This is a genomic window from Terriglobia bacterium, from assembly GCA_020072565.1.
In the GTDB taxonomy this organism is placed as follows: domain Bacteria; phylum Acidobacteriota; class UBA6911; order UBA6911; family UBA6911; genus JAFNAG01.
This window is the reverse complement of sequence record JAIQGI010000013.1, coordinates 1-24,525: the sequence shown is the minus strand read 5'-3', so window position 1 is coordinate 24,525 and position 24,525 is coordinate 1. Positions and strand designations below refer to the sequence as shown.

25 protein-coding genes and 1 pseudogene are annotated in these 24,525 nt (G+C 58.9%); 8 read left to right on the top strand and 18 right to left on the bottom strand.

Going from position 1 to position 24,525, the window contains the following annotated elements; genetic code table 11:
* The first annotated feature begins 224 nt into the window (after nucleotides 1-224).
* The 3 genes from LAP85_09715 to LAP85_09705 all read left to right on the top strand — a co-directional run bounded on the left by LAP85_09715 (nucleotide 225) and on the right by LAP85_09705 (nucleotide 1,184).
* Nucleotides 225-491 (top strand): hypothetical protein, encoded by a 267-nt coding sequence (locus LAP85_09715; GenBank protein ID MBZ5496668.1) that lies wholly within the window; start codon nucleotides 225-227, stop codon nucleotides 489-491.
* A gap of 153 nt (nucleotides 492-644) precedes the next feature.
* The gene (locus LAP85_09710; protein ID MBZ5496667.1) at nucleotides 645-857 is read left to right on the top strand and encodes a zinc ribbon domain-containing protein; all 213 of its coding nucleotides are present in this window, start codon (nucleotides 645-647) and stop codon (nucleotides 855-857) included.
* A gap of 69 nt (nucleotides 858-926) precedes the next feature.
* Nucleotides 927-1,184, top strand: coding sequence for a carboxymuconolactone decarboxylase family protein (locus LAP85_09705; protein MBZ5496666.1), 258 nt, complete (start codon nucleotides 927-929; stop codon nucleotides 1,182-1,184).
* A 339-nt stretch (nucleotides 1,185-1,523) separates the two neighbouring features.
* On the opposite strand, the pseudogene LAP85_09700 reads toward LAP85_09705, so the two are convergent.
* The 3 genes and pseudogenes from LAP85_09700 to LAP85_09690 all read right to left on the bottom strand — a co-directional run bounded on the left by LAP85_09700 (nucleotide 1,524) and on the right by LAP85_09690 (nucleotide 4,239).
* Nucleotides 1,524-1,770 (bottom strand): annotated as a pseudogene (locus LAP85_09700) (transposase).
* Between the two features lie 315 nt (nucleotides 1,771-2,085).
* Nucleotides 2,086-3,066 (bottom strand): VWA domain-containing protein, encoded by a 981-nt coding sequence (locus tag LAP85_09695; protein ID MBZ5496665.1) that lies wholly within the window; start codon nucleotides 3,064-3,066, stop codon nucleotides 2,086-2,088.
* 123 nt (nucleotides 3,067-3,189) lie between these two features.
* A complete protein-coding gene (locus LAP85_09690; protein MBZ5496664.1) occupies nucleotides 3,190-4,239 on the bottom strand; it encodes an OmpA family protein in 1,050 nt (349 codons plus the stop codon).
* 310 nt (nucleotides 4,240-4,549) lie between these two features.
* Between LAP85_09690 and LAP85_09685 the strand changes: the two genes are divergently transcribed.
* From LAP85_09685 to LAP85_09665, 5 genes are all read left to right on the top strand, one after another.
* The gene (locus LAP85_09685; GenBank protein ID MBZ5496663.1) at nucleotides 4,550-5,320 is read left to right on the top strand and encodes a hypothetical protein; all 771 of its coding nucleotides are present in this window, start codon (nucleotides 4,550-4,552) and stop codon (nucleotides 5,318-5,320) included.
* Between the two features lie 237 nt (nucleotides 5,321-5,557).
* Nucleotides 5,558-6,550, top strand: coding sequence for a zinc-dependent alcohol dehydrogenase family protein (locus tag LAP85_09680; protein MBZ5496662.1), 993 nt, complete (start codon nucleotides 5,558-5,560; stop codon nucleotides 6,548-6,550).
* A 240-nt stretch (nucleotides 6,551-6,790) separates the two neighbouring features.
* Entirely contained in the window at nucleotides 6,791-7,789 is a 999-nt protein-coding gene (locus LAP85_09675; protein MBZ5496661.1) for a D-cysteine desulfhydrase, read from the top strand.
* A 329-nt stretch (nucleotides 7,790-8,118) separates the two neighbouring features.
* Entirely contained in the window at nucleotides 8,119-9,435 is a 1,317-nt protein-coding gene (locus tag LAP85_09670; GenBank protein MBZ5496660.1) for an APC family permease, read from the top strand.
* Nucleotides 9,436-9,671: 236 nt separating this feature from the next.
* Nucleotides 9,672-11,591 (top strand): IPT/TIG domain-containing protein, encoded by a 1,920-nt coding sequence (locus LAP85_09665; GenBank protein ID MBZ5496659.1) that lies wholly within the window; start codon nucleotides 9,672-9,674, stop codon nucleotides 11,589-11,591.
* A 69-nt stretch (nucleotides 11,592-11,660) separates the two neighbouring features.
* On the opposite strand, the gene LAP85_09660 is transcribed toward LAP85_09665, so the two are convergent.
* The 15 genes from LAP85_09660 to LAP85_09590 form a co-directional block, all read right to left on the bottom strand.
* Nucleotides 11,661-14,111 carry a VIT and VWA domain-containing protein gene (locus LAP85_09660; protein MBZ5496658.1) on the bottom strand — a complete coding sequence of 817 codons (2,451 nt, stop codon included), beginning with the start codon at nucleotides 14,109-14,111 and terminating at the stop codon, nucleotides 11,661-11,663.
* A gap of 271 nt (nucleotides 14,112-14,382) precedes the next feature.
* Nucleotides 14,383-16,065, bottom strand: coding sequence for a carboxypeptidase-like regulatory domain-containing protein (locus LAP85_09655; protein MBZ5496657.1), 1,683 nt, complete (start codon nucleotides 16,063-16,065; stop codon nucleotides 14,383-14,385).
* 173 nt (nucleotides 16,066-16,238) lie between these two features.
* A complete protein-coding gene (locus tag LAP85_09650) occupies nucleotides 16,239-16,430 on the bottom strand; it encodes a hypothetical protein (GenBank protein MBZ5496656.1) in 192 nt (63 codons plus the stop codon).
* 95 nt (nucleotides 16,431-16,525) lie between these two features.
* A complete protein-coding gene (locus tag LAP85_09645) occupies nucleotides 16,526-17,764 on the bottom strand; it encodes a site-specific integrase (GenBank protein ID MBZ5496655.1) in 1,239 nt (412 codons plus the stop codon).
* A gap of 3 nt (nucleotides 17,765-17,767) precedes the next feature.
* Nucleotides 17,768-18,052, bottom strand: a complete 285-nt coding sequence (locus LAP85_09640; GenBank protein ID MBZ5496654.1) for a hypothetical protein — start codon at nucleotides 18,050-18,052, stop codon at nucleotides 17,768-17,770.
* Nucleotides 18,053-18,098: 46 nt separating this feature from the next.
* A complete protein-coding gene (locus LAP85_09635) occupies nucleotides 18,099-18,308 on the bottom strand; it encodes a hypothetical protein (GenBank protein MBZ5496653.1) in 210 nt (69 codons plus the stop codon).
* Between the two features lie 44 nt (nucleotides 18,309-18,352).
* A complete protein-coding gene (locus LAP85_09630) occupies nucleotides 18,353-18,568 on the bottom strand; it encodes a hypothetical protein (GenBank protein MBZ5496652.1) in 216 nt (71 codons plus the stop codon).
* 15 nt (nucleotides 18,569-18,583) lie between these two features.
* Nucleotides 18,584-19,081 (bottom strand): hypothetical protein, encoded by a 498-nt coding sequence (locus tag LAP85_09625; GenBank protein MBZ5496651.1) that lies wholly within the window; start codon nucleotides 19,079-19,081, stop codon nucleotides 18,584-18,586.
* Nucleotides 19,078-19,326 carry a DUF4785 family protein gene (locus LAP85_09620; GenBank protein ID MBZ5496650.1) on the bottom strand — a complete coding sequence of 83 codons (249 nt, stop codon included), beginning with the start codon at nucleotides 19,324-19,326 and terminating at the stop codon, nucleotides 19,078-19,080. Before LAP85_09620 ends, LAP85_09625 begins: the two co-directional genes overlap by 4 nt.
* A gap of 74 nt (nucleotides 19,327-19,400) precedes the next feature.
* Nucleotides 19,401-19,550, bottom strand: a complete 150-nt coding sequence (locus tag LAP85_09615; protein ID MBZ5496649.1) for a DUF6364 family protein — start codon at nucleotides 19,548-19,550, stop codon at nucleotides 19,401-19,403.
* Nucleotides 19,551-19,620: 70 nt separating this feature from the next.
* Nucleotides 19,621-20,091 (bottom strand): hypothetical protein, encoded by a 471-nt coding sequence (locus tag LAP85_09610; protein ID MBZ5496648.1) that lies wholly within the window; start codon nucleotides 20,089-20,091, stop codon nucleotides 19,621-19,623.
* Between the two features lie 447 nt (nucleotides 20,092-20,538).
* Entirely contained in the window at nucleotides 20,539-20,742 is a 204-nt protein-coding gene (locus LAP85_09605) for a hypothetical protein (protein MBZ5496647.1), read from the bottom strand.
* Nucleotides 20,743-20,857: 115 nt separating this feature from the next.
* Entirely contained in the window at nucleotides 20,858-21,091 is a 234-nt protein-coding gene (locus LAP85_09600) for a hypothetical protein (GenBank protein MBZ5496646.1), read from the bottom strand.
* A gap of 95 nt (nucleotides 21,092-21,186) precedes the next feature.
* Nucleotides 21,187-22,308: a hypothetical protein gene (locus tag LAP85_09595; protein MBZ5496645.1), complete on the bottom strand. Its 1,122-nt coding sequence runs from the start codon at nucleotides 22,306-22,308 to the stop codon at nucleotides 21,187-21,189.
* Between the two features lie 97 nt (nucleotides 22,309-22,405).
* On the bottom strand, nucleotides 22,406-24,525 hold a 2,120-nt coding region (locus LAP85_09590), incomplete at its 5' end, for a hypothetical protein (GenBank protein ID MBZ5496644.1).

Here is a 24,525-nt window from a genome sequence, read left to right as displayed (position 1 = left end):
AATACGAGCCCCGTCGTGGCTCAATGAATCTCCAAGTGCGATGGCCAGGGGAAAATTTCCCGGGTCCTCAGCGGACGAACGGCAATTCATGGGACTTTTAGTCAGAGGGGCAGTGTTATATCTATTGCACTTGTCATTTCGTGACGATATCGGCATAAGATTTGCATGAGGTTCACTGAAGCTCCTCAGCGAATTTACCCTGGGGCGAAGGGCAGGTAGTCACCATGAAGCCAAAGAACCCGGACAGCGCTCGATCCAATCCCTGGCCGATGCTCGTTTGGCTTCTTCTGGGTCCCATGCCCCTGTTCCTTGTGCTCGCATTTCAGGCACACAGGGCGCCGGCCCACGGCAAAGCCGAGGCCATGACCAGCCGCCCCATGGTGTTTGCAATCCCGGCGACGCCGAGGCTCGCACCTAGGGTTCAAGCTGCGCAGGCCCCTGCCCGGCAAGACTCCGAAAAGCCGGTCGGGAAGGCCGCCAAGACCCAATAGCGCGGCATCAGACAATTACCTCGCAGCTTCCAACACTCCATGATCCAGATGCCTTCCTGGAGTCTACAGGTCTTTGTGGTCTATTTCTTGCCGTTGCTTTGCCTCGGGGCGCGATCCGAGGCATAATATGGCAAGCCTGGGAGGAAGGGCTTTATGCCATTGTTCGAATATATCTGTAAGAAGTGCGGCCACCGCTTCGAGGCCCTTGTTTTCGGATCGGAACCGCCTGATTGTCCCATGTGCCACAGTCGCGAACTGGAGCAGATCTATTCTTCTTTTGCCACGTCCGGGAGCAGCAAAAGCGGCGGGATTTCTTCCGGTTCGGGCATTGGCTGCGGCGCAAGCAGCGGCGGCGGGGGCGGGTGACGGCTTTAAGCTCAGACCGTGGGTCTGAGCGCATGCGGGGCGCTCCCCGTTTTTGCGGAGGTGCTTGTCTTGAACTCTGATATCAAAGCCCGCATCCGGATGTTGGAGCGGGGTGAAGTCACACCTGAGATCGGCGCCCTTTACGATCAACTTCTCGAGCTGCGGGGCGTGGTGCCCAACATGTTCAAGACCATCGCTCATACGCCCGAACTCGCCATGGGTATCGCTGCGTTTTTAAAACCGCTGATGGGTGAGGGCGCTTTGCCGGGATGGTACAAAGAGCTCGTGGCCACCCGGGTGGCGATTTTGCAAAACTGCGACTATTGAACATCGGCCCACTCTGCTTCGGCGAAGCAGAAAGGCGCAACCGCGGAGCAGGTCCAGGGCGTGAGGGACTTCGAGAATGGGCCCTTCACGGAGCGCGAGAAGCTAGGTTTCCGCTTCGCGGATCGCGTGCATCGTTCGGCGCTTGAGATTGACGACGCTTTCTACGCCTCTCTACGAGACACATTCATAGACCGTGAAATCATAGAACTGGCGGCCGTGGCGGCGGCCTACGAATTCTTCACCCGGTTCGTCGACTCGCTCCGCATCCCGACAACTCCCTTGCCTGATGAATGGAAATCGGGGACGTCACCCACTAGTGTCCCATTAGAAGTTGAATAGCTACAATTGGTTACCGGAATCGTCGTTGGACGGCTCGCGCGCTGATTCCGTAAGTATTTGATAAATCGAAGTTTTCTCAAAACAGGTGACGCTCAAAATCTGGCGTCTTGACCGCGTTCTCAGAGGTGCCGTAGAAAGCCTTAATTCGCAAGTGTTGCTTGATCCACTTAAAAAAGAGTTCGATCTGCCACCGGTGTTTATACAGCTGCGCTATGACGAATGCGGGGAGCCGAAAGTTATTTGGGACGTCACCCGTTTTTGAGAATTGAAAGGCTCGATTTTGCATTTCCTGGCTTTTCCGGCTGCCAACGTGACGAGGCCCAGGAAATCGCCCTCTGACAAGCCCCAGGATCGACGATCTTCCGAAGATCCGTATCTGGATCCTGCAGTCAGCATGGCGGCCGGTTTTCATAGATTTCCCTCAGGGATTCAGCGAGAGGCTACCGTGCCGCGCAGGAAGGTATAGATGGTTTTCAGAAACCGGGATCCACTGGCCATTGATTGATGAAGACCTGTCGGTGAACGGTCTGTTGAAAACGCACGACTGAGCTGTTACCCGGCATCAACGGTATGGAGGTTTGCCGTCGTAATAGCCCTGGCGCGAGCGGACACGCAATTCCGGGTGTTTGGGCGCGCGCACGGTAATGCGACGGAAGCTCCCGTCTGACTTGGGATCCGGCGAGTAGTAACTGAGCAGATATTGCGCCTCCAGTTCCGCGGCAATACGGCCATAAATCTCACCCAGGTCCTCGAGTTTCTCCGCCAGGAACGCCGCCCCACCCGTTTCTTCCGCGAGCGCCTCCATCGCCTGCTGGCCGCGCAGGCTGACGTTGTTCAGGCGGATCGACGGCCCGCCCGGGTTGATCGAGTAGAAAATGCAATCGGCCTGCTGAACCTCGCGAAGTGCGTCCGCCTGTTTCTGCTCGCTGAAGTTGTCTTCGCCGTCGGAGAGCACGATCTGAACGCGGCGGGTGTCGGGATCGGCGGGCCCGCGCAGCAATTGCGCTGCCGCGATGACCGAGTCGAAGAATGCCGTGGAGGCTCCTGATGACTGAAGCTGATTCAAACCATCCATGGCCGTGATCAACGACGTGGTTCGTTCGAGCAGGATTTTCGGTTTGGCGGTGATGCCGACAATCGACACGGCATCCCGCGGCTTGAAGATCGTCTTCAGGAAACTGGTGGCCGCCTGCTGCTCGAAGTCGAAGCGCGGGCGGGTGCTGCCTGTCAGATCAAACGTCAGGACCATGTCCAGCCGCGTCAACCCCGGCTGGCCCAGATGTTCTATGGTCACGGGGCTACCGTTTTCCTGGACGACGAAATCCTCCAGCTGCAGGTTCTTGACGGCGTGCCCTGCAGCATCGGTAACCGACACCGGTATGAGTACGAGGCTGGTATTGACGCGGATGGTTCCCGCCTTGGGGGGCGGCTGCTGGGCAGGATTCTGCGGCGTCAGGCTCTGGATCCCGGCATCGGGGTGCAAACCTGCAAACGAGGACAGAGGGATCAGGATGAGCAGGAAAAGCAAGACGCGAAAGCGCATAAGACTCAGTTTGTTTTGGACCGCCTTTTCCTTTCCTGATGGATTGTGGTGCGCAGACCCCGCCGTACGGCCGGGCCTCCTTCCCTCTCATGAAGTACCATGCTCAGACCGGGCCGTCCAGCCCTATTTGGCGATCTGGCCGGTTAAGCCCTTGTTTACCAGGATTTTAACTTCAACACGCCGGTTCTGCTTCCGGCCGTCGAGAGTGGAATTGTCCGCCACCGGCTGCTTGGCGCCAAACCCAAAAGGGGTCACGAGCCGCCGCAGCGGAATCGAGCAATTCTCCGTCAGGTAGCGGACGACGGCGTCGGCCCGGCGCTCACTCAGTCGCTCATTGGCGGCTGCATCCCCTTCCGACGAGGCATAACCGGTGACTTCGATCATGAAGCCTTTCTCGTTCTTGGCTGCCCCGGCAAGCGTGTCGAGCTGTGCCTTGGCCTCTTTGCTCAGTACGGCACTGCTCAGCTGGAAGCGCACGGTCGTCGTGCTCTTGACGTCGAAATCGTCCAGAGAAGAAATACGCGCGTCGGCGGCACGGGCGGTCGACCTGGCGGCTTCGATCCCTTCGCGTGCAGCGTCTTTCGCGGCCGCATTGGCTGCATCCCCGGTATCCTGGGCGGCCTTGGCGGCGCTGCGGGCTGCTTTGGCGACGGCCGATACCTCCTCCACCTGGCCCGAGAGCCGCTGAGCGTTCTGTTCGGTCTGCACAAGCTTGGTCTCCACCTCGGCCAGGCGGGTCTCTATCGGATCTACCCTGGTCTCTACAGAACTGGCGAGGCGGAGATCATTGTCCTTGAGCTTGACCTCATCCGCCACAAGCTGCCCTCCACTGTTCTGCCTGCCCGTGACCTCGACGCTCAGCCCACGCAGGAGCTGGGTGAGGGCATAGTTCCGGCTGCGCCGGAACGGGTTGCTCTTCTTCTCCTTGACCCGGGTGCTGTCGATCAGTGCCACAACAATGTTCGAGCCGCGGGCGTCCCGCAGGGTCAGGGAATCGGCGTCGCGCTTGACGATGACACCTTCGACCGTCATTTTCTGCCCGGCAGCGGCTGACTTGCTTTGGGACGTTGCCGGTTGATTCGGGGCCTGGGCATGCAGGAGTGCGGCAATCAGGATGAACGGCAGCAGTGTTACCGGCACGCCTGTACGCCAGCGGTTGTGAGCGGTGTTCATAAATATTCCTCCGGAAGTTCCAAACGACTATAATGCTATAGTGCTTTAACCTCTTAATTTTGCATAAACTTCGCAGGATGTCGACATTTATTTCCTTTGAGAGGGAAAATGATCAAGATTGGGGAAAACAAACGATAACATCACTGCCCTGCAAATAGACAAATCGGTATTGGAATCGGTAGTGCTATCGCCATCGCAATCGGAGCACCTAACCGGCAAAACCCGATAGCGATTGCGATCCCGATACTGAGGCTTTGTGAAGCTGAGTGGAAACAGGCGTGCCGGGACCTTTGCGGAGGAGCGCAGAATCATGGAAACACAAATCCAGACACTGGAAACCTTGTCGGAACGCATCAGGAGGCTGGAGCGCCAAAATCAGCGACTCAAACAGGCCGGGATTCTGATGCTTCTCGCGATCGGCTCCGTTTTTCTGATGGCGCAAGTAAAGGCGACAAAGGCGCCGCCCGTGAAAGCGGCCAAGGCGCTCGAAGCGGGCAAGTTCATCCTCCAGGATGGGCGGGGGAAAAGGCGCGCGGAACTGGGACTTTTTGCAGACCGGCCGGCCCTGGTTTTTTATGATGATGCCGATAACGCCACCCTGTCATTAGGTGTAGAGCCCGAAGGTGCGGGGCTGACTCTCTACGACAGAAATGCACAGAAGGCGGCGGGTCTGAACTACACTTCGAGCGGGCCCGTGATGACACTGTACGACGCGGGCAGAAAGCGGCTGAACTTGAGCGTCACCGGCCAAGGGCCTGCCGTCGGCTTGCTCGGGAAGAACAGCGAAGCCAAGGCAGCCCTGGGTCTGACCGTCGAGGACAATCCCTTCCTCCATCTCTTCGGCGCCCGCGAGCGCGGCGGCGCGCAGTTGCTCGCGACACCGGACCGGACCGTGCTGCGCTTCTTCGATGCTTCCGAGAGGGCGCGCGCCGTGCTGGGGATCGTGGATAAGGACAGTGCCCCCGGATTGGTGCTGAACGACAGTGCCGGCGTCGCGCGCGCGATCCTGATGCTGACTGCCGAAGCCCCCGGGATGGAGTTTTTCGACCAAAACCGAGTCAGGACCTGGTATGCCCGCTAAACGACTCGCCGATGGACAATGATCATTGCAGCGCTGCAGACAGGCGGCGAGATATCCGGAGAAAAAGGAGACATCCTCGTTTTCCAGTTGCCGCGCAGCCATGAACCGTTCCGAGTGGAAAACAGCAACGTCTCCTTTTTGCCCCTGTTTGCCGGCGTTGGCCTGTGGTTATGTGTAATTCCCGGGTAAGATCAAAGCGAGGGCATATGGAGGTGATCGATGGCGATCCAGGAAAAGATGCGTGCCATGGTGTTGGTAGCTCCCCGGAAGCCTCTTCAGGACATGGAAATGGCTGTGCCCGCGCCAGGTCCTACGCAGGTTCTGATCGAAATTCACGCCTGTGGAGTGTGCCGGACGGACCTGCACATCGCCGATGGCGAATTGCCGCAGCCGAAGCTCCCCTTGATCCTGGGACATGAGATCGCGGGCACAATAATCCGGCTCGGTGACAAAGTGGCCGGATTCAAGGTGGGCGACCGGGTTGGCGTGCCGTGGCTCGGGTACAGTGACGGCACTTGTCGCTATTGTGTCACGGGTCGTGAGAACCTGTGTGACCACGCACGCTTCTCGGGTTACTCCATCGACGGCGGCTATGCCGAATTCACCGTCGCGGACTACCGTTATTGCCTCCATCTGCCGGAATCGTATACTGATGCCGAGGTGGCGCCTCTGCTGTGTGCCGGGCTGATCGGGTACCGATCCTACCGCATGGTTGGCAGGAACTCCGAACGACTGGGCTTTTACGGCTTCGGCGCTGCCGCGCATCTCCTGGTGCAGATCGCCGTTTACCAGGGGAAAAAGGTATACGCTTTCACCAAACGCGGCGACAGGGAAGCGCAGAATTTCGCGCGCAGGCTGGGTGCGGTCTGGGCGGGATCCTCCGATGAGATGCCCCCGGAGGAGTTGGACGCCGCCGTCATCTTCGCCCCAGTGGGCGCTCTGGTGCCGGCCGCCTTGCGCGCCACCGCCAAGGGTGGTGAAGTTGTCTGCGGCGGCATTCACATGAGCGATATTCCGGCTTTCCCTTACAGCATCCTATGGGAGGAGCGCTCGATACGCTCGGTGGCCAACCTGACCCGCAAGGATGGATTGGAGTTTTTCGAGATCGCGCCCAGGGCGAAGGTGAAGGCGGAGGTCGTGCTCTTCCCCCTGGAAAAGGCGAACGACGCCCTCGACGGGGTGAGGCAGGGGAAACTGGAGGGCGCCGCCGTCCTCAAGATCCGCTCCTAACCCTCGCTCGCACCAGGCGCGCTGGAGTGCGGCAGCTTGCTGCCGCCCTTGGCGATGTTTCGATTTGAAAAGCGGCGGCACGCCATTGAGCTCCCATGGATAAACAAAAAGCCCTTGAGCGGGCACCCTGCATCGCTTAAGCTGAGCACTCTTTTTGCCCGGACCCGCAGATCATATCCGGGGTCCTGAGTGACCAGTCATTTTAGCAATCGATAATCCGACTATGACGGGAGGTTTCGCATGAATCTGGCACGCTTTCCCCGCAGGCGCTATACCGAAGGACCGACACCGCTGGAGGCAGTACCGCGTTTTTCTGCCGCGGTTGGTGGTCCGAACATTTACATCAAGAGAGACGATCTCCTTGGCCTGGCTGCCGGAGGCAACAAGACGAGGAAGCTCGAGTTTTTGGTTGCCGATGCCCTGGCTCAAGGCGCCGACACCTTGATTACCTGCGGAGCGGTTCAATCCAACCACTGCCGGCTCACCCTGGCGGCAGCGGCCAAGGAAGGGCTGAAGTGCAGGCTCGTCCTGGAAGAGAGGGTTCCGAAGAGCTACAAGCCGGATGCGAGCGGGAACAACTTCCTGTTCCGGCTTCTGGGGGTCGAGCAGATCAAGGTGGTCCCCGGCGGCTCCGATATGATGAAAGAAATGCTCATGGTGGCCGACGAGGTTTCCGCCGCGGGCCGCAAGGCTTACATCATCCCCGGAGGCGGCTCGAATCCGATTGGGGCTACCGGCTATGTGGCCTGCGCCGAGGAGATTCTCGCTCAGCTTTTCGAAAAGGGAATCAACATCAATAGGGTCGTCTGTGCGAGCGGCAGTGCCGGAACGCACGCAGGAATTGTCACGGGCTTGTACGGCAACAACAGCAACATCCCTGTTGTCGGCATCGACGTCAGCCGCCCCAAGGAAGTGCAGGAAAAACTCGTCTACGACCTGGTTCAGAAAACCGCGGCGCGTGTCGGCATCAAAGGGGAGATTCCAAGAGATGCGGTCCTCTGTTTCGGCGACTATGTAGGCCGGGGTTACTCGATTCCGACGCCGGAGATGGCCGAGGCCGTGAAAATGCTGGCCAGAACCGAGAGCATCCTTCTCGATCCTGTTTACACCGGCAAGGCGATGGCCGGCTTGATTGATCTGGCCCGCAAGGGATTTTTCAAGAAAAACGAAAATGTCCTGTTCGTGCACACCGGGGGATCGCCGGCCTTGTATGCTTACATGCCGGATCTTGTGGATTGACAGCCATCACGAATGATGGCGGTGTAATCAAGAAAAGCAAAATCTCAGCGCAGAGGCCGCGGAGATACTATGTGTTCCTACATCTGCTTCTCTTTGCCCCTGATTATTCATGAATATGCGATCAGAGGACCGTTTTGGACGCGGAAAAACTCCGACAGATGCTGACCGTTCGGTCCTGGTCGGCGGGCAAAAGCTCCTGCCCGCGTTTATCAGCGTCCAATTCTGTTTCTTTGCACCGGCATGCGGTTCTGCTTCATGAATAACTCAGGCTACGGGCTCCGCGTTGAGGTTTTTTGCATCGCGGCTCTGCCGTGATACAACGTTGCGCCATGGAAGCATCGACGCAGGCTGCAGTACAGGCACCGACACTAAGGCGTGAACTGAGCCGATGGGACCTCACGGCCATCGGTGTGAACCAGGTGATCGGCGGCGCGATTTTCCTGATGCCCTCGCAGGTTGCCGCACTGGTGGGTGCCTGGAGCGTGCCGGCATTCGTGCTGGCCGGATTGGCATCGCTCCTGGTGGCACTGTGCTTTGCCGAGGTGGGCAGCAGGTTTGAGGGCACGGGCGGTCCGTATCTGTACACGCGCGAGGCCTTCGGCCGGTTCGCAGGATTTGAAGTAGGCTTCATGCAGTGGTTCACGCGCGTGGCGAGCCACGCATCGGTCGTGAACGGTATTGCGGTGGCGCTCGGCTTTTACTGGCCCGCGGCGGCAGCAGAACCGGGACGCAGCACTGTCATCATCGGCCTGACGCTCGTCTTGACCGTGATCAACGTCGTAGGCATTCGCCAAAGCTCCTGGGCAGTAAACCTGCTGACCATCGGCAAGCTGCTGCCGTTGGGAATATTCATTGCTATCGGCGTTTTTTTCATCAATCCCGCCAACCTGGGCTTATTGAGGCCGGTCACCTGGCAGCAGGGGACCACGGCAGCCCTGCTGATGATCTTCGTCTACGGCGGTTACGACGTTGTGCCGGTCCCTGCCGGTGAAGCAAACGACCCGCGCCGCCACGTGCCCTTTGCGCTGGTGATGACGATTGCGACCGTAACGGTAGTGATGACATTGACTCAGTTGGTCGCGGCGGGCACGCTGCCCAGTCTGGCAGCTTCCACGACGCCGCTGGCGGATGCTGCCCACATCTTCATGGGGGCGGCGGGCGCCCTGCTGATCGGGATCGGGTCGGTGATTTCCATGACCGGGAACAATGCGGGCCAGATCCTGACTGGATCCCGCATGCTGTTCGCGCTGGCCGAGAACGGGCAATTGCCGAAATGGTTCGGCCGCATCCACGTGAGGTTCCGCACTCCGGCGAACGCGATTCTCTTTTCCTCAACCGTGGCACTGCTGCTGGCCCTGACCGGCTCATTCGTCAAACTGGCGGTTGTCAGCGCCGTGGCGCGCCTGGTCACCTATACCGGCGCAAGCGCGTCGACGCTGATCCTGCGCGCGCGGCGCTTCGAGGGCGCGGTAAAGCGGCCGACTTACGTGATTCCAATGGGACCGCTGGTCCCCATTTTGGCTATCCTGGTTTCCCTGGCGATCCTGTTTGGCGCCACACGAAAACAGATTCTGGGAGGCGGCCTGGCCCTGGCGGCGGGCGCAATCCTGTTCGCCATCAACCAACGGCCCCGTCGCCTGCTTTGAAACCTCGAGGGCTCAGACACCCTAAGTAACTCATCGCCAACGGCTTTCCGCAAGTCCTGCAGTCCTGGAATATGTGTGTTGGTTGTTTCTCCGAGGGTCTATTGTAAGTCCAGTGACGTGCCGATACGAAGGCAGGCGGACCTCTCCCTGCACTTTCCGGGTACGTCTGCACGCACGCGAGATCCCATCCCCCCCCAAACGACGACCTTCCCCGTGCCGGGCTAAGGAAACAGACCATGAAATGGAAATCCTACAGTCGTTTACGGGTGCAGCTGTTTCGCATTTTCAGCCTCATCTTGGTCACGTTTCTGCCGGGCATGGCTCCGCACGAGAGTGCCGGCGCAATGCAGCGTTCTGCAGCAACGCGGGAACAGATCGACAGAATTCTGCAGCGCTATGACAGGGTAAGGATGGACACGGCACGAGTGGCGCAGCAGGTCCGTGATACCGGCGAATTCAGGATCGCCACCCCGGATCAGATCTTTGATGTCGTCCTGGAGCCTTATGATCTGCGCGCCTCCGGCTGCGTGGCTGAGGAGGAACTGCCGGGAGGCGCCAGGAGCGAGCTCGCGAGGGCGCCGGCACACACCTTCCGTGGCACGGTACCGCGACTCTGGGACTCGGAGGCACGTTTCACTGTCAGGGACGCAACTTTGGAAGGGGTGATCCTGACACCCGATGAGTGGTACTACATCGAGCCGCTGCGCAATTTCTCCCCCTCGTCGGATCCGTCGGAGATGGTGGTTTACCGCCGGTCGGATATCCGTCCCGAAGTCCTCGGTGTCTGCGGCACCACGCTGGCCCACAGGATTGGGGAAGCCCGGGAACTGGTCGAACCCCGCATGCTCGCTGCGACTTCCGGGGTGCGGGCAGCCCAGGTAGCGACAGAAGCCGATTATGAGTACGTGGTCGCCTGCGGGGGAGCGACGGAAGCGAATGCGACGATTCTCGACATTCTCAACCAGGTGGATGGCATCTATCAGTCACAGCTTTCGATTTCGCTTCAGGTCGTCTACCAGCATGTCTGGTCTACGCCGACCGATCCTTACAGCTCGACTGCTCCGTCCGCCATGCTTTCGGAGTTCCGCGATCACTGGAACGCCAACTTCTACTATGTGCCGTTCGATCTCGCTCATATGTGGACCGGCAAGAACATGGACGGGAGCACTATCGGCATCGCCTATCTGTCGGTGGTGTGCGAGGCCCGAAGCTACAGCTACGGCGTTTCCCAGAGACTCACCTCCTCCCCCGGCAAATACCTCCTCACGGCTCACGAGATCGGTCACAACTTCGGCGCCACACACACGGAACAGGCGAGCCCTGCACCCACGGATTGCGGCAATACCATCATGAACAGCACCATTGGGACGGGATCGACATTTTGTCCCTATTCGCGCGCGGAGATCGCAGCGCATGTCGCGTCGGCTTCCTCCTGCCTTACCTCAGGACCGGCTGCGCCTTCGAACCTGACTGCGATCGCAGTCTCGAGTTCTCAGGTCAACCTGCTATGGCTGGACAACAGCGCCGACGAGACCGGCTTTGCGGTCGAGAGAAAAGAAGGTGCTGGGGGGATCTGGTCGCAAGTTGGAACGACTGCAGCGAATGTGACTTCCTTCAGCGATACGGGATTGGGCACAAACACGAATTATTACTATCGCGTCGAGGCCACTGGAGCTGCCGCCGACTCTGCATATTCCAATGAGGTTTCCGCTACCACCCTGTCCAGTCCGCCCACGATCACGGGGATGGCTCCCTCAAGCGGCCGCGCAGGAACTGTAGTCACCATCACAGGTACGAATCTGAACGGGGCAACAACCGTCAAGTTCAACACCTCCGCCGCGGCCGGTTTCACGGTAGTGTCGCCGGCGCGAATTACGGCGACCGTCCCGGCAGGGGCGACTTCCGGCAGAATCAGCGTCACTACTCCCGTGGGAACAGGCGCAAGCTCTGCAGTGTTTACCGTCAGTGCCAGCCGGTGCGACATTAATGGCGACGGATCGGTAAACGTTCTGGACATACAGTTGCTGATCAACTCGATTTTGGGCATCCCGGGGAGCCCGACAAACTGCGACATCAACGGCGACGGGGTCACAAACGCCCTGGATCTGCAGATGCTGATAAATGTGATTCTGGGCCTGACCGGCTGCCCAGGCTAAGAAAAGTGTCATGAGTGATGGGTGAAACCCTCCTTTACCTGCGACCCATCACTCATGACTCATGACCTATCACTTCTGGATCTCGGATGGGGCGATATAGCGGACGGCATCCAGTTTAGCGAGCGCTTCCAGGTTACCGATCGGCAGCCGTCCGATCAGCATCATCGCGCTCTTCGGTTCCAGGACGACCTCGAACCCGAGCCGCTTCAATTCAGCCAGGACCGCGGTGTTTTTCTCAGCGAGCCAGATCTGAATTGAGGCTTTGCCATCACGAACGAACTTTCCTTCATCTGCGCCGGGCTTGGCGCCCGGAACGCCAAGCCGCGCGATCAAGGCTGCGATTGCCGGGTGAAACTTGGTGCCGATTTGATTGCGCTTCAACTCAGCCGCTGATAACGCACGGGAGATTTCTGCATTCGCGATGACGGGGGCTGGCGCCATCTGCCGGGGGCCTACACCTCCACCCATCCCTCCGGCCATCGCAAGGCCTTTGACCATCGAGAGGTTTGCAGCTGACGTTGCCGGCATCCCCTCACCGGGCGCGCCGAATATCCCCCGATAGCTCACGCCGTCGGGTAATTCCACGGGCACTTCGATACGGCGCGGTTTGCCCCCCTCGGTGATGGTCATCTCCTCTACTGCAACAAAGGACGTGAACTGAGTCATCAGCCCGAAATCCAGCCCTAGTTGGGTGATCTGCTCCCGGAGATCGGATTGCATGTTGGCGCGTTGAATGCCGCGGTAGTCCTGCGCCATCAGATCGTCGATGCGGGTTCGCGCCCACAGCTTGGCAAGCACGCTGTTGCGCGGTTCGCGATCCGGCAGGTTTACGGGTATTTCGCGCGAGAAATGTCCGCCGGACATGTTGCCGGACACAAGGATGACTCCTTTGCCGGCGCGCGTGTAGCGGCCGCAAATCACCATCGGTTTGGCACTGAAGAGATCCGGTATGCGTTTTGGATAGACATCGGTAACCGCCAATCCGCCCCATTCGATGGTGATGTCGGTGAGGAGCGGGTTGCGCACCCGCTCGTGAAATCGCCGCGCCGCTGCCGAGCCGTCGTCGCCCAGGGTGACATACTCGACTTCGCCCCGGCCCTGCTGCGCCATCTGGTCGAGCAGAAAACGGTTGACCGAGTTCCCGATGCCGAAGGCGAAGACGCGCGCGTTCGGGTGCTTTTGGACCTCCGAAATGATCTCGAAATCATTCCCCACCATGCCGTCCGTCATAAAGCAGACAATGCGGATGTGGCTCTGTTCGTCGGACGGCGCCAGGGCAGCGCGAATGGCACGCATCATTTCGGTGCCGCCGCTCCCGCCTTGCATGGAAAGAAACTGCTCTGCCTTCTGGAGATTGTCGGGTGTTGCCGGCACTGGCGCGGGGAAGAGAATGCGCGTGTCTCCGGAAAAGGTCATCAGGTTAAACGTGTCCCTGGGGTAGAGTCCTTTGAGGGCAAGCCGCATGGTCTCTTTGGCCTTTTCGATTGGGAAGCCGCTCATCGATCCGGAACTGTCGAGCACGAAGATCAGTTCCTTCGGCGTGACATCCTGGACGTTCACGCGCTCGGGCGGTTGGAGCACGAGAGTGAAAAAGCCACCCTGATCTCCCTGGTGGGCAAGGACCGCATCCTTGATGCTGCCTCCGGCGACGCCGTAGCGGAGGATGAAATCCCTGTTGGGGATCTCAGATTGATCCTTGAGCCGCACGGCGGCGCTGTGGGGGCCGGGTCTATCGACGGTCACTTCATGCAAGACCGATTTGAGATCTTCGATCGTCACCCCCGCCTCAAGCAGAACCTCCAGCGAGATATCGTGCCCGGCCCGCGTAGGCATGGCGGTCTCAGGGTTGCCCGCGACCGGGGGCGTGATACGCGAGGCGTCCGGAACCTTATTGGTATCCTGGGCCCAGCCGCCGCCGGTTCTGCCGGTCGGCGTGCCCGGGATATAGCGGGGAGCCACCACCATCGGGAATACGAATTCATATGTTCCGTCCGCATACTTCAATGCCTCAACATAGCTGATCTCGACCGTTACTTGCGCCCCGGGCGTGATGTTGGCGACGGACTGAGTGAAGATGTTCGGCCTCTCCTGGTCGAGCAGGCCCGCCACATGTCCGGCAGATCGGGCGGCTTCATAAATGGCCTGGGCCTCCTCGCGTCTCTTGATGTGCCCCCGGACGATCCGGTTGCCTACGGTCAGCGTCATGTCGTCGACTGCGGCATTTTGGGGCAGAGGGAAAGTGTATACGGCCTCGATCTTCTCTGTGCTTGGGTTGACAAACTGCTGAGTCACAATCACGCGGGCGAGAAATCCGCTGATCGATGCTTTGACGTCAGTGTGCTTGAGTGGGCAAAGCGCGGTGGCATTGCCGTCTTTGTCGATGACCTGAAGCGCCCCCTGAGTGACTCTGGCCGACGCCGGCGGAGCGGGGACCACAACCCTTCCGGTTGTATTCCTTCCTTGGGTAGCGAGTGCCATCGAGCCGGACAGCAAAACGGCGGCAAACGAGCCTAGTTGCATGACAGCCTCCCTTCTGAAGTCGAGGAACCTCCGGAGCCTGAGTGATGGTTCTGAAGGCTCTTGCTATAAAGACGCAGCCGGAGGAGCTGCTTGCAGGGTCATTTTGAACAATTCAAGCCGCCACGGCTGCGGCGCATGAAAATCGTGGCGATGTTGGGGGACATGAGGAGGGTCGCGTCTGGCAAAGTATGTTTTTGGGGCAGAGGACTGAGGTACGGGGACGGACAGAACGCTGTCACGCGAGGCCGGCTTTCCCGACGTCCCGGCGGTCTTACCTGGCCTTGAGGAAGTTCAAGGGACTCCGGCCTCTGCCGCCGTTCGCGGGATCCAGGACGACAAAGACCTCGGTGGAAGCGGAAAGGTCGAGGGTTCCCGAGAACCGCCCGCGTCCGGATGTCTGCAGGCTGACTTGATAAGTGTCGCGGGCGAGGCCGCGGATTTCGAAATGTCCGTCGGTGGTCGTAAATGAGTAGGATTTTTCGCTTCTGCCTGCGGTCGACTGGAAAGTCAGGGTGAACCTTTCGACCGCGGCGCCTCGAACGTCGCTCACGGTGCCGCGCAGGGATAGCCCGGCGTCCATGACCAGCTTCTGGGGCTCATTGGAGGGTCGGACGCGCGTGAGGAGAGACTGATAGTCCCGGTGGCTCACGGTGACCTGGTATTGAGTGTCGGTCAGGCCTGAGATCTGGAAACGTCCCTCGCTGTCTGTAGTGGCGATCTCCAGGCCGCGGCCCCTTTGTGGGTCACCGACCATGTCTCTCATCATGATCGCCATGCGACCGGCGCCGGGGTCGCCTGCCTGGCGGCCCCTTTGCATGCTGCCCGGAGAGCACATCACCTGTGCCTGGACGACAGGCTCCTCCTTCTGATTGACGACAACTCCCCGGATCTGCAGTCCCGGCTCCAGGCTGAAGTCGAGCCGCGCCTCTCTGTTGGCTGAGATGGCGGCGATCCCTTGATTGGTGCGGGCATCGACGAAGCCGTCCGCCGCGCACCTCACGAGGTAGTTTCCTTCGCGCATTCTGGCGAATCTGTACAGCCCCTGCGTGTCGGTCTGGACCGTAGACAATAACCTGCCTTGGTTGGGATCGAAGAGTGAAATCCTGGCCGCGGCGACAGGCTTGCGCACGGTGTCGGTCACAATGCCCGCGAGGGATCCCGTGATTCGGGTCGCCGTCATTCGAATGACCACGTCACTCTCGGCGGGAAGAGTGACGGCTACCGCGCCCAGCGAGTCAAACGCCGGATGATAGGCTTCGGCCCGCAAACGCCCATAACGCGGGACCTCGGTAAAGGTAAAAACGCCCTGTTGGTCCGTGGTCACCGAGAGAAATGCCGGGGTTCGGTCGTCTTCCCGCCGCAGCTGCACCAGCGCATCGCCGACTCCAGCATTAAGGCTGTCTACTACGCGCCCGCGCAGCAGCAGAGTCGGCGTGAGCAGGATTTCCAGATCGTAGTAGGGACGAGTGATCACGAACGAATCTTCCTGGTAGGATCTGAATCCATCGGCCTCGGCTTTCACTCCATAACGATACGCGGGAGGCGCGACGATTTCGAATTTTCCGCCGGCACTGGTAGTCTTATCAACCACGGACGACGGGGATGAATATGCGAATATGCGAACCGTGGCGCCGTCGACGGGGGTGCGGTTCGTTTCGTTCAGCACGACCCCCTTGAATGCAACGGACGTATACCAGGTATCCGATGCCGGGGAAGCGGGGGCGGCCTGTTGCCCCAGCGTGGAATCCTGAGGCTGCAAAGCCGCAGTGGACGGGCCTTCAGCAACGGATTTCGAGGCCGGCTGAAGCGGCTCAGTGCCGCTCTTTTCTCGGGTCCCGCGGCTGCCCGTGAAGAGCCCCTGTCGATAGGAGAGAAACAACAGGACTGCCAGAATCAGGATGGCCAGCAGCCAGATCCAATGAAGAGGTCTTCTTTCCCGGCCATAAGCAGGCACTATGTCAATTCTCCACGCACAGTATAAACTGCCGGGGCGTCCAGACTCAAAGGCTCTCTGAAGAACATGCCGGTAGTCAGGCTCTCAAAGCTCTTGAGGCCTGCCGTTTTCGCGTTTGAATCTCCCGCACCAGATCCCGGCATGGCTGTAACTCTGCGGGGCGAAGGAACATCTTACACTACATGACTAACAGAATTGCGAATCGAATACTCGAGGGCATTCCCACCCAGGAAGGGGCCGGTGTGAAGTTGAGCGGCCTCCTGGGGACGCCGCGGCTCGACTACGTGGATCCTTTCCTGCTGCTCGATGAATTCAGGAGTGACCAGCCCGACGATTACATTGCCGGATTTCCCGAGCACCCGCACAGGGGTTTCGAGACCGTAACCTACCTCAAGTTAGGCCGGTTTCGTCACCGGGACTCCAATGGAAACGAGGGACTGCTTAACCTGTGGTCACTGGTTCAAGTCCTGTCGGGCGTATCACTTACAGCCGCCAACTTCGCAGGGTGCGCCTGGGGTGCGGATTCAGGCTCCGTTCGGGTAGTTTCTTCCTTCGCCTTCGATCCGTTCAAAGATGGCAGTTTGCAGACCGCCTGCCGGTTCGCCCCGGGAACCAGGTGGCCGTAGACGTCGACCGTGATCTTGATGCTGGAGTGCCCGAGTTGTTCCTTCACGTAGGCCAGGGATTCGCCGTTCTGGATCAGCAACGAGGCGAAGGTATGGCGCAGGTCATGGAAGCGAATCCGGCGCAGCTTTGCTTTTGCAAGGCACCTCGGAAACTCCCGTTTCGAGACGTTGCGAACATCGAGCGCCGTCCCCCGGCTGGAGGAAAAGACCCATTCCGGCAATTCGTTCCTGCCGTCCCTCATCGCGGCCTCAAGCCGGCGCCGGCGGTATCCGGACAGTTCCTCAATGAGATCATCGGACATGTCGACGCGCCGGGCCTTGTCCGTCTTGGTGGGACTTACCTTCCCATCCGCCACGCTGCGCTCGACCAGGATGAAACGGCCGTTCCAGTCGATATCGGCCCACTGCAGGCCGGCGAGCTCGCCCTCGCGCATCCCCGTATGGATCGCGCAGAGAAACAGGGGAAAGTATTCCGGAGCGTCGCTTTTCCGTCTGGCGTCCCTGTCCCTGGCTGCCCGAAGCAACGGCGGTACCTCTTCCGCTGTCAGAAAGTCAAACTTGCGTTTCGCCTTTGCCTGCTTGAAGAACTTGCTGAGCTTCGTTGCGGGGTTGCTTATTATGAGTTCGTCCTCGATCGCCTGATTCAGCGTCACGCGAAGAGTCGCCATCGTGTTCCGGATCGAGTTTCGCGACAGCCCTTTCGCCATCATGTCGGCAATGAGTTCCTTGATTTGCTCGCGCGCGATTTCGTTGAGCGGTACGGCTCCGAGCTTTGGCTTGAGGTGTAGCCTGAAATCCTGGTCGTATCTGTCAACCGTCGATTCCCGGCAGGACGCGCTCAAGTAAGTGCGCTCAAACTTTTCGTAGTATTTCTCGAAGGTCGGAACCGTGGGCGCCGGCTTCCGCTCCGGGAATAGCTCCAGCCCGAGGGCAACCCTGTGCTCGAAGTCTTCCTTGGTCCGGTTCGCGGCCTTCAAGCTTCCGACCTGGGTCGAGGAGCGCTCGCCGTCGTGGTTGACGAACACCCACCACACGCCCGATCCTTTCACCTTCTCTCTGACTTTGACTCCCATGGGTTAGACCTCAACACTTTCTCCCGCTCTTGGTGGGAATATAGGTTCAACTTCCCGATAGCCAGCAAGCAGGACGGCGTTTTTCTGCCAATCCTCTTCCGTTTCCTGCTGCCACCCGCTGAGTAGATTTGAGCCCCGGTACCATTTCGCCTTGTGTTTGTGGCATACGCAGAAGTGGTCTGGCCCGATGTTCAGCAAGCCATCAACGCCGCCACATTTCGGACATCCACCCTCCCATTCAGCGATCTTGCTGCGGTCTATGTTCGGGAACTGGATTAGGTTTCCCATAGTCCTCCAGGGGCTCCAGCCCGGCGCCAGAGCCCCGGTTGATGGTTCACTGCTCTTCAATCACCTGCGGATCGGGAAACGGTATCCCGAGAGCCAGGCAGACCCGCTCGGGTGAATCCGTGAAGATCCGGGCTTTCGGGTCTGCATGCAGGGTGGCGCCGTCGACCACTCGGGAAGATCCGCGATAGCGCAGACAGCCCCGGGCGTGGTCGATTATGAGCGTTTCCCCGACGTCGCAGAAAAGGCGGATCTTCATGCAGGCCCTCCAGAGCCCGAGTCGCCCCGGGCCCGGAATGTCGTTTACTCTTTTTCGTCGGTCCAGCCGACAATGTTCCCTTTGCCCTCAATTATCATGTTGCCGAGAAAGCCATTCAGGCCGTTCAATTCGTCGGTCATACTCGCGCATTGCTTTGCGAGCGCCCTGACCCGTTGGATAGCTGCATCAAGCGCGAGAACGGCGAGCATCCTTGATTTCAGAGCGGATTTGCCTTTTGCTTTCCGTTTGGGTTTGCTCATGCGCCGCCGCCTTTCCTAACCTTGAATGTGGGGACCGTAGCCAGCAGCGACCAGACGCTCACGGATCAACTTCAGGTCCGGAAAGTCGCTCGACACAACACACCAGAACCAGTGGACGGCAGGCCGGAGAATATCGGCAAGACTGTTCTCCGCGCTATCCTGTGGCAGTTGGTCCAGCATGTCCAGCAGGCCATCGAGGCAGTGATAAAGGTGCACAATTTCATCAAGGGCGGTGATATTGATCCCAACGTCGTCCAGGGCGAAAATTCCCGTTGCCTCCTCCATGTGCCTGTTGAAGGCTTCCATGAATTTCGTGATGATCGGCTCGGCTTCCGATGCGCGTTTGTTCGGCATCGCTTTGCCGAGAATGCGTAGCAGTTCATCCAGCATCTTCTTACGGGCAGGCGGGAAAAAGGCCGAGACGTAAGGACGCCCCTTGCTCTCTGCCGGGGGTTCGGGTGCTGCGGGTTTTTGTGGCGTTGGTGGTGCGGATTTTGATAGTTTGGTTTTCATGCCGCGCCGCCCTTCTGCTTGAGCAATTCGGCGCCACGCAGAATTTCGTGGCTGAAGTACGAAACCAGGGATTCAATGCCGACGCTCAGGTCGCTGGTGCCGAGTTCGTCTTGCCGGTCATACATCAGGTCGCCCAGGAATTCCAGGCGATGGCCGATCTTTTCGAGCCATTCGGCTTCAAACGAGGTCTGCTGCGGTTTTGCTTCTGCTGCGGGTGTGACTTTGTGTAAACTGGGTCTAGCCATGCTTTCCTTTCGTGAGGAATGCAGGGTTAGGGCTTGTCGGCTGTTTCGCCAGCTGGCAGGCCCGCTCTCTGCGGTTATCGTTTCGGTTTTCCTTCGCGCTTCAGAAATTCCCGATAGAGTTCCTCCGTGATATCGCTCAGGCTGCGCTTGAGCTTCACGGCCATGATCTTCATGGGCTCTATCAGGCGATCATCCACGGTTAGGGTAAGTTTTTGTTTGTTCATACTTAAACGATACGTGTACCCGTGTTGTATGTCAAGCGAAATCGCTGGCAGGCGCGAACCGGATTATGGTTTAGAGTTCGTCGGCCAATTCCTTGGCTTTGCTGACTGACTTGGTGAAACTCTCACCCTCTTCCTCCAGAAGAGAAATCAGGGCGGGAATCTCGTTGATAGCCTTTATTCTCAACGCCCGCGAAGAGCTGAGAAGAAAAGATGTTTCGATCGTACAAACCCGTTCTCTATCCCGATAATTTGATGGGTCTGTCCATCTCTCATTTCTGACAAGAATTCCCCATTTATCAGCCAGTTTTCCATAACCGAGATAGAAAATCTGTTCCGTGGGTATTTCGTTTTCGTCGGGATTTTGAGATGATTCGGGCTCAGAATCGAGAGGGGCACTGCACCAAACCTCTAGGCCGAGATTCAGTGAATTGAGTTTTTCATTGATGCATGTCAGCGCTTTTGTGAGTTCGTCCGAGGCTTCGTTAATCTTTTTGGAGAGTTTTTCGAGGTTGGAAAAGTTGATTGTCATGGATTCCTCCATGGATTCCTCCTTGCCCTTTACGGGGCTGAGAGGTTCGCGCCTGCCAGACGCTATTCACTCCGCGTTGTCACACGCGAAGGAACTAGCGTTGATGGTATGCGCATGGTTGAGGTTTTTCAAGCTGTTTCTTTCACCAACGCCGCCTTGCCGGTGACGCGGGATGACAAGTATCCATTGCATTTTGACCAAGGATCGCGGGCATTTCTTTTCGCGCGCACGGGCGAGAGGTTACCTTCACTTCCGGTAATTTTCCTGAAGTGTTTTTATCCGTCCAGCAGTTTCCGCAGTACGGCCAGGATTGCAACTCCAGGTTGAACCCGGTAGGTCGCTCTTCGAAGTGAAAAGGCCCCTCCCGGCTCCTGCAGAGAGAGCAGCGGTCTTGTGGTGTGCTGCGCGTGTAAGCGGCAGCTTCTGGCATGGCGGAAGCGTATCACAGAATCCCGCATGTCAGGTCCTCTCTTTTGCCGCCGGATTCCCGGCCGGCTCATCCGGTACCACCTCTACATGGAAACCCTCTGCGATCGGCAACCGGGGATGTCGCCGGCCCCAGGCTATGACCCGGCAGTGCGTCGAGCAGAACCTCTGCCAGGGGCGTTCGGGATAGAAAAGCTTGCCGCAATTCTCGCACGGGATCTTTTTCTGTGGTTCCATACCTCTCTGCCTGCCTCCAGAATATCGAAATAATGCGTAGCTACGCATTGTGAGAAGACTTCTCGTTTTTTACGGCTCATCATATGGCTTCGTCGCCTCGATTCAGTGGCGGGCTTTACACGACAATTCGAGACGGCCCCGACCAGGTGCGGTATGCCTCGCACTTGTCCAGGTGCGCGCTGAACGTTTCATAGATATTCTGCCCGCAGTGCTGGCAGTACCCCACGGCCCCGCGCCGGTCTTTCCCCGAGCTCGCCCGCTTCCGCCGCCGGCAGTCGACGCACAGCCCAGAATGAGTCAACTTGCCGCATCCGGGCGTGCTGCAGAGTTTTGCTTGTCGAATTGCCATAAATTGGCCTCTGTACTGGCTCAGGAGGCGCGATCTCGCCCCCGCCTGTACCTGAGCACCTCCCCTTTTCACTCGATAGGTGGTTAGGTCAAGAGTCATGCGTAACTGTCTCCGTGCGCCACGTCGTCATAGGCCGCGTCGTTATGGAAATCCTGATGGATCACGTCCTCATGCCCGGTGTCGGTGTGATCCATGTGCACGGCATCCCCATGCCCATCGTCATGCGGCGTGTCGGTGTGGGCGGTATCCGTGTAAGCCCCGTCCGTGTGGCTCTGGTCGGCGTGCGGGTTGTCGGAATGCGCCGAATCGGTGTGGGCGCTGTCCGTATGCGCATCGGCGTGCCCTGAGTCGCTATGGGGTGTGTCGACGTGGGCCGAATCGAGGTGCGAGGTGTCAAGGTGCGCACTGTCTTCGTGACTATCCCCATAAGCGCCATCGGAGTAAACGTCTTCATGGGGGATGTCTGAATACCCGATGTCGGCATGGGGCACGTCCTCATGTGCATTGTCGGAATGCGGCGCGTCGAAGTAGGTGTCCGAATGCGGCGCGCCGTCGCTGTGGGCCGTATCCTCATGGGGTACATCCGAGTGAGGTGTATCTCCATGGGCCACGTCATCATGGGGGACATCGACATAGGGGTCGTCCGTATGAGTCGGCACCATCTCGCCGTCGTTGTGATCGCCATAAGGCACATCCTGATAGGCCACATCCTGATAGGCGTCATCCACATGATCTTCGTCTGAATGCGCCGTATCCGAGTGCGACGTATCATCGTGAGCCTCGTCGCCATGGGTATCGGTGTGCGCCGTATCGCAGTGCACCTCATCCCAGTGGGGCGTGTCCACATAGGGGCTGTCGGTGTGCGCCGTGTCCGTGTGGCTGTCGCTGTGGGACTCATCGGTATGGCTGTCGCTGTGGCTTCCATCCCCATGGGCAACGTCGCTGTGGGCCGTGTCCGAATGGGTATCGCCGTGGGTCGCATCCCCATGGACTCCGTCACTGTGAGCTGTGTCTCCATGATCCACGTCGCCGTGGCCGTCCGTATGGCTATCGTCAAAATGGTTGGCATCCGTGTACACATCAACGTCATTATCCGCGATCCAGGCCGAAATGGACTGAAGCCAGCGCGCCCACACTTGATTTGCGGAGAGGTCGACCTGCCCGCTCTTGCTGACCGTGATCGGCGTGCGCAGGGGCGGCGCCGGAATCTGAGTCATTAGGCAACTCCCTTCGGTCCGAATTCTGTTAACAAAAACCGTTCGTTCACTTCGCCGCCTTTTTCTTCTGCTCGATCAATCCCGTTTGCTGCGCCGTCTATCTCGCTATGTTGGCCGCCGGGCCGAAGGCGTTCCAGAGCCCCATGAGAATGTCCATCGGTATGTCAGCCGGGTCCACCTTTGGAACCCCCTTGACGTGCTCACCTGTGACTGCTTCCTTGACGCCCACGCCCACGGCTCTCAACCAGGCCATCAACTTCGCTTGCAGCTGAAACGTGCGAAACGGCTTTGGAATCAGATCGAAGATATCGATGAACATCCTGCCCACTGGCACACCGGCAGCCGCGAGGCCCACGGGCAGCGCAACGTTCACCATGAGGAATCGCGTCAGCTTCGCCCGCTCCCTCGCGCCGCCGTGGACGGCATCAGACACCAGATTCCCCACGAACTCAGCTTCCTTAAGCGGGAAGGTCTGGAACGTGCGCAGGTCAGGCGGAATGTTTTCGAGGTATCGAATCGCGGATTCCTTGCCGTAAGCAAACTGGGTCTTGTCCACAACGTCCATCGCGTGCATCTCAGCCGCACGGCCGACCAAGTGTATGTCCTTTGCCTGCTCCAGTCCCCCGAGGTAGGCGATCCCGCGATTGACGTACTCGCCTGCTGCCATGCCTCCGTGGAGGATTATTCTCTTCAGGCCTTCCTTGAGAATGCCCGACTCAATGCCTGGATAGTCGAACAGAAGCCCGCTATCGTGAAACTTCTCGCGCCCTTCCTTGGTAAACAGCGCTGCGATGCCCTTGGCCGTGTACCTCGCGCCCAGCTCCGGGAATGTGTTTGTCATCGTCTGCCCGAGGTTCAGAAACCAAGTTTTATAGTTCAGGCCGATCAGGTTATCGTAATAGCGGTTCGCCAGCCATCGGCTGAACTTCTGGTAGGCGTCCCAGTTGTGGAGCAGGCCCTCTTTCTTGGGCTGGCCGATGTAGTTATCCGCGTACCACTGCGCGAAGTCCCTGGCCGATCCCTCGGGTAGGGTCTTGATGTGCTCAAGTGCCCGGTTATAGGCCGGGATGTCGTGGATGGTCTTCATGGTGCTGTTGATGTAGGCCGGCACCACGTCATAAATTGAGACGTTCCCGGTCCAGTCCTCGGCCTCGCGCTCTTTGAGAAAAGCCGACATGAACCGCTGCGGCAGGAGATTCCGCATCATCGCGGGCGCACCCGAGCCGAACTTCGCGCGCATGTCCGCCTCCCAGTGCGGGAAATAGCCGTGGATGTAACCGCGCTTGCCGATGATCTCGATAAGCTCGGCGTCTCCGCGAATCTCGTTGATGATCGGCTCGAAGACCTCGTTTCTCAGCTGCTCAGCCGCTTTGATGGCAGCCAGCTTGTTGCCGCTGTAGATTGTGCTCCGGAGCAGTTTGTCGGGCGTCAGGTGAGTGTAGGACTCGTCCAGGAGGTCCTTTACCATCCGATCCTCTTGAGAGTTTTTCTTGATGCCGTTGCCTTTTATGATCCGGTTCGCCACGTCGTCGTAATGCTGCATTGCCCGCTTCTTGTCACGCGCAGCATACTTGATCTCCCTGGCAACCGGAGCGGTTTCCGGTTGGCGAGAGAGAGCCTGATCCGCCGACCTGATCCAGCTGACCACGTGCATGTGTGAGCCCGGGACATCCTCTTCCCCGGCCCGTGGAAGCGCGTCAAGCGTCAGGTGGCGGGCATTCTTTTCCGCTCGTTCCAGCCGATCAAAGATCACCTTCATTTGCGGATCATCGTCTATTCCCGGCCGATCGCGGAACTTGAAGAACCCTGCATCGTCCCCGAAGAGGCTGCGGACGGTCGGCTTGGCCGGAGCGGATTTTGCCCGCTCGCCCGTGGGCGTCAGGCCGGTGACTTCTTTCGTCTCGGCCATCATCCTGTCAATCAAGCTCTGCCGCTCATACTTGCTGATAGGGACATCCGGGAATCGCTGAATGTCATAGCGACCGTAGTTCTCAAGGCCGAGTTGCTTGCGCTTGTCGGACCAACTGCCCTTGCCATTGATTACCCTGTCAACGAAGGTGGCCGACGTTTCGGCGCGACGGTCCACCTCAGTCTGTGCGAACTGGCCGGCGGCTTCGGAGACCGGGCGCGGCTTGGCGAGTTCCGGGTAATCTCTCAGGACGTCGGGCGGGACAGACTCTCCCGCTTCCAGCGCACTTCTCACGGCGGTTTCGTGCT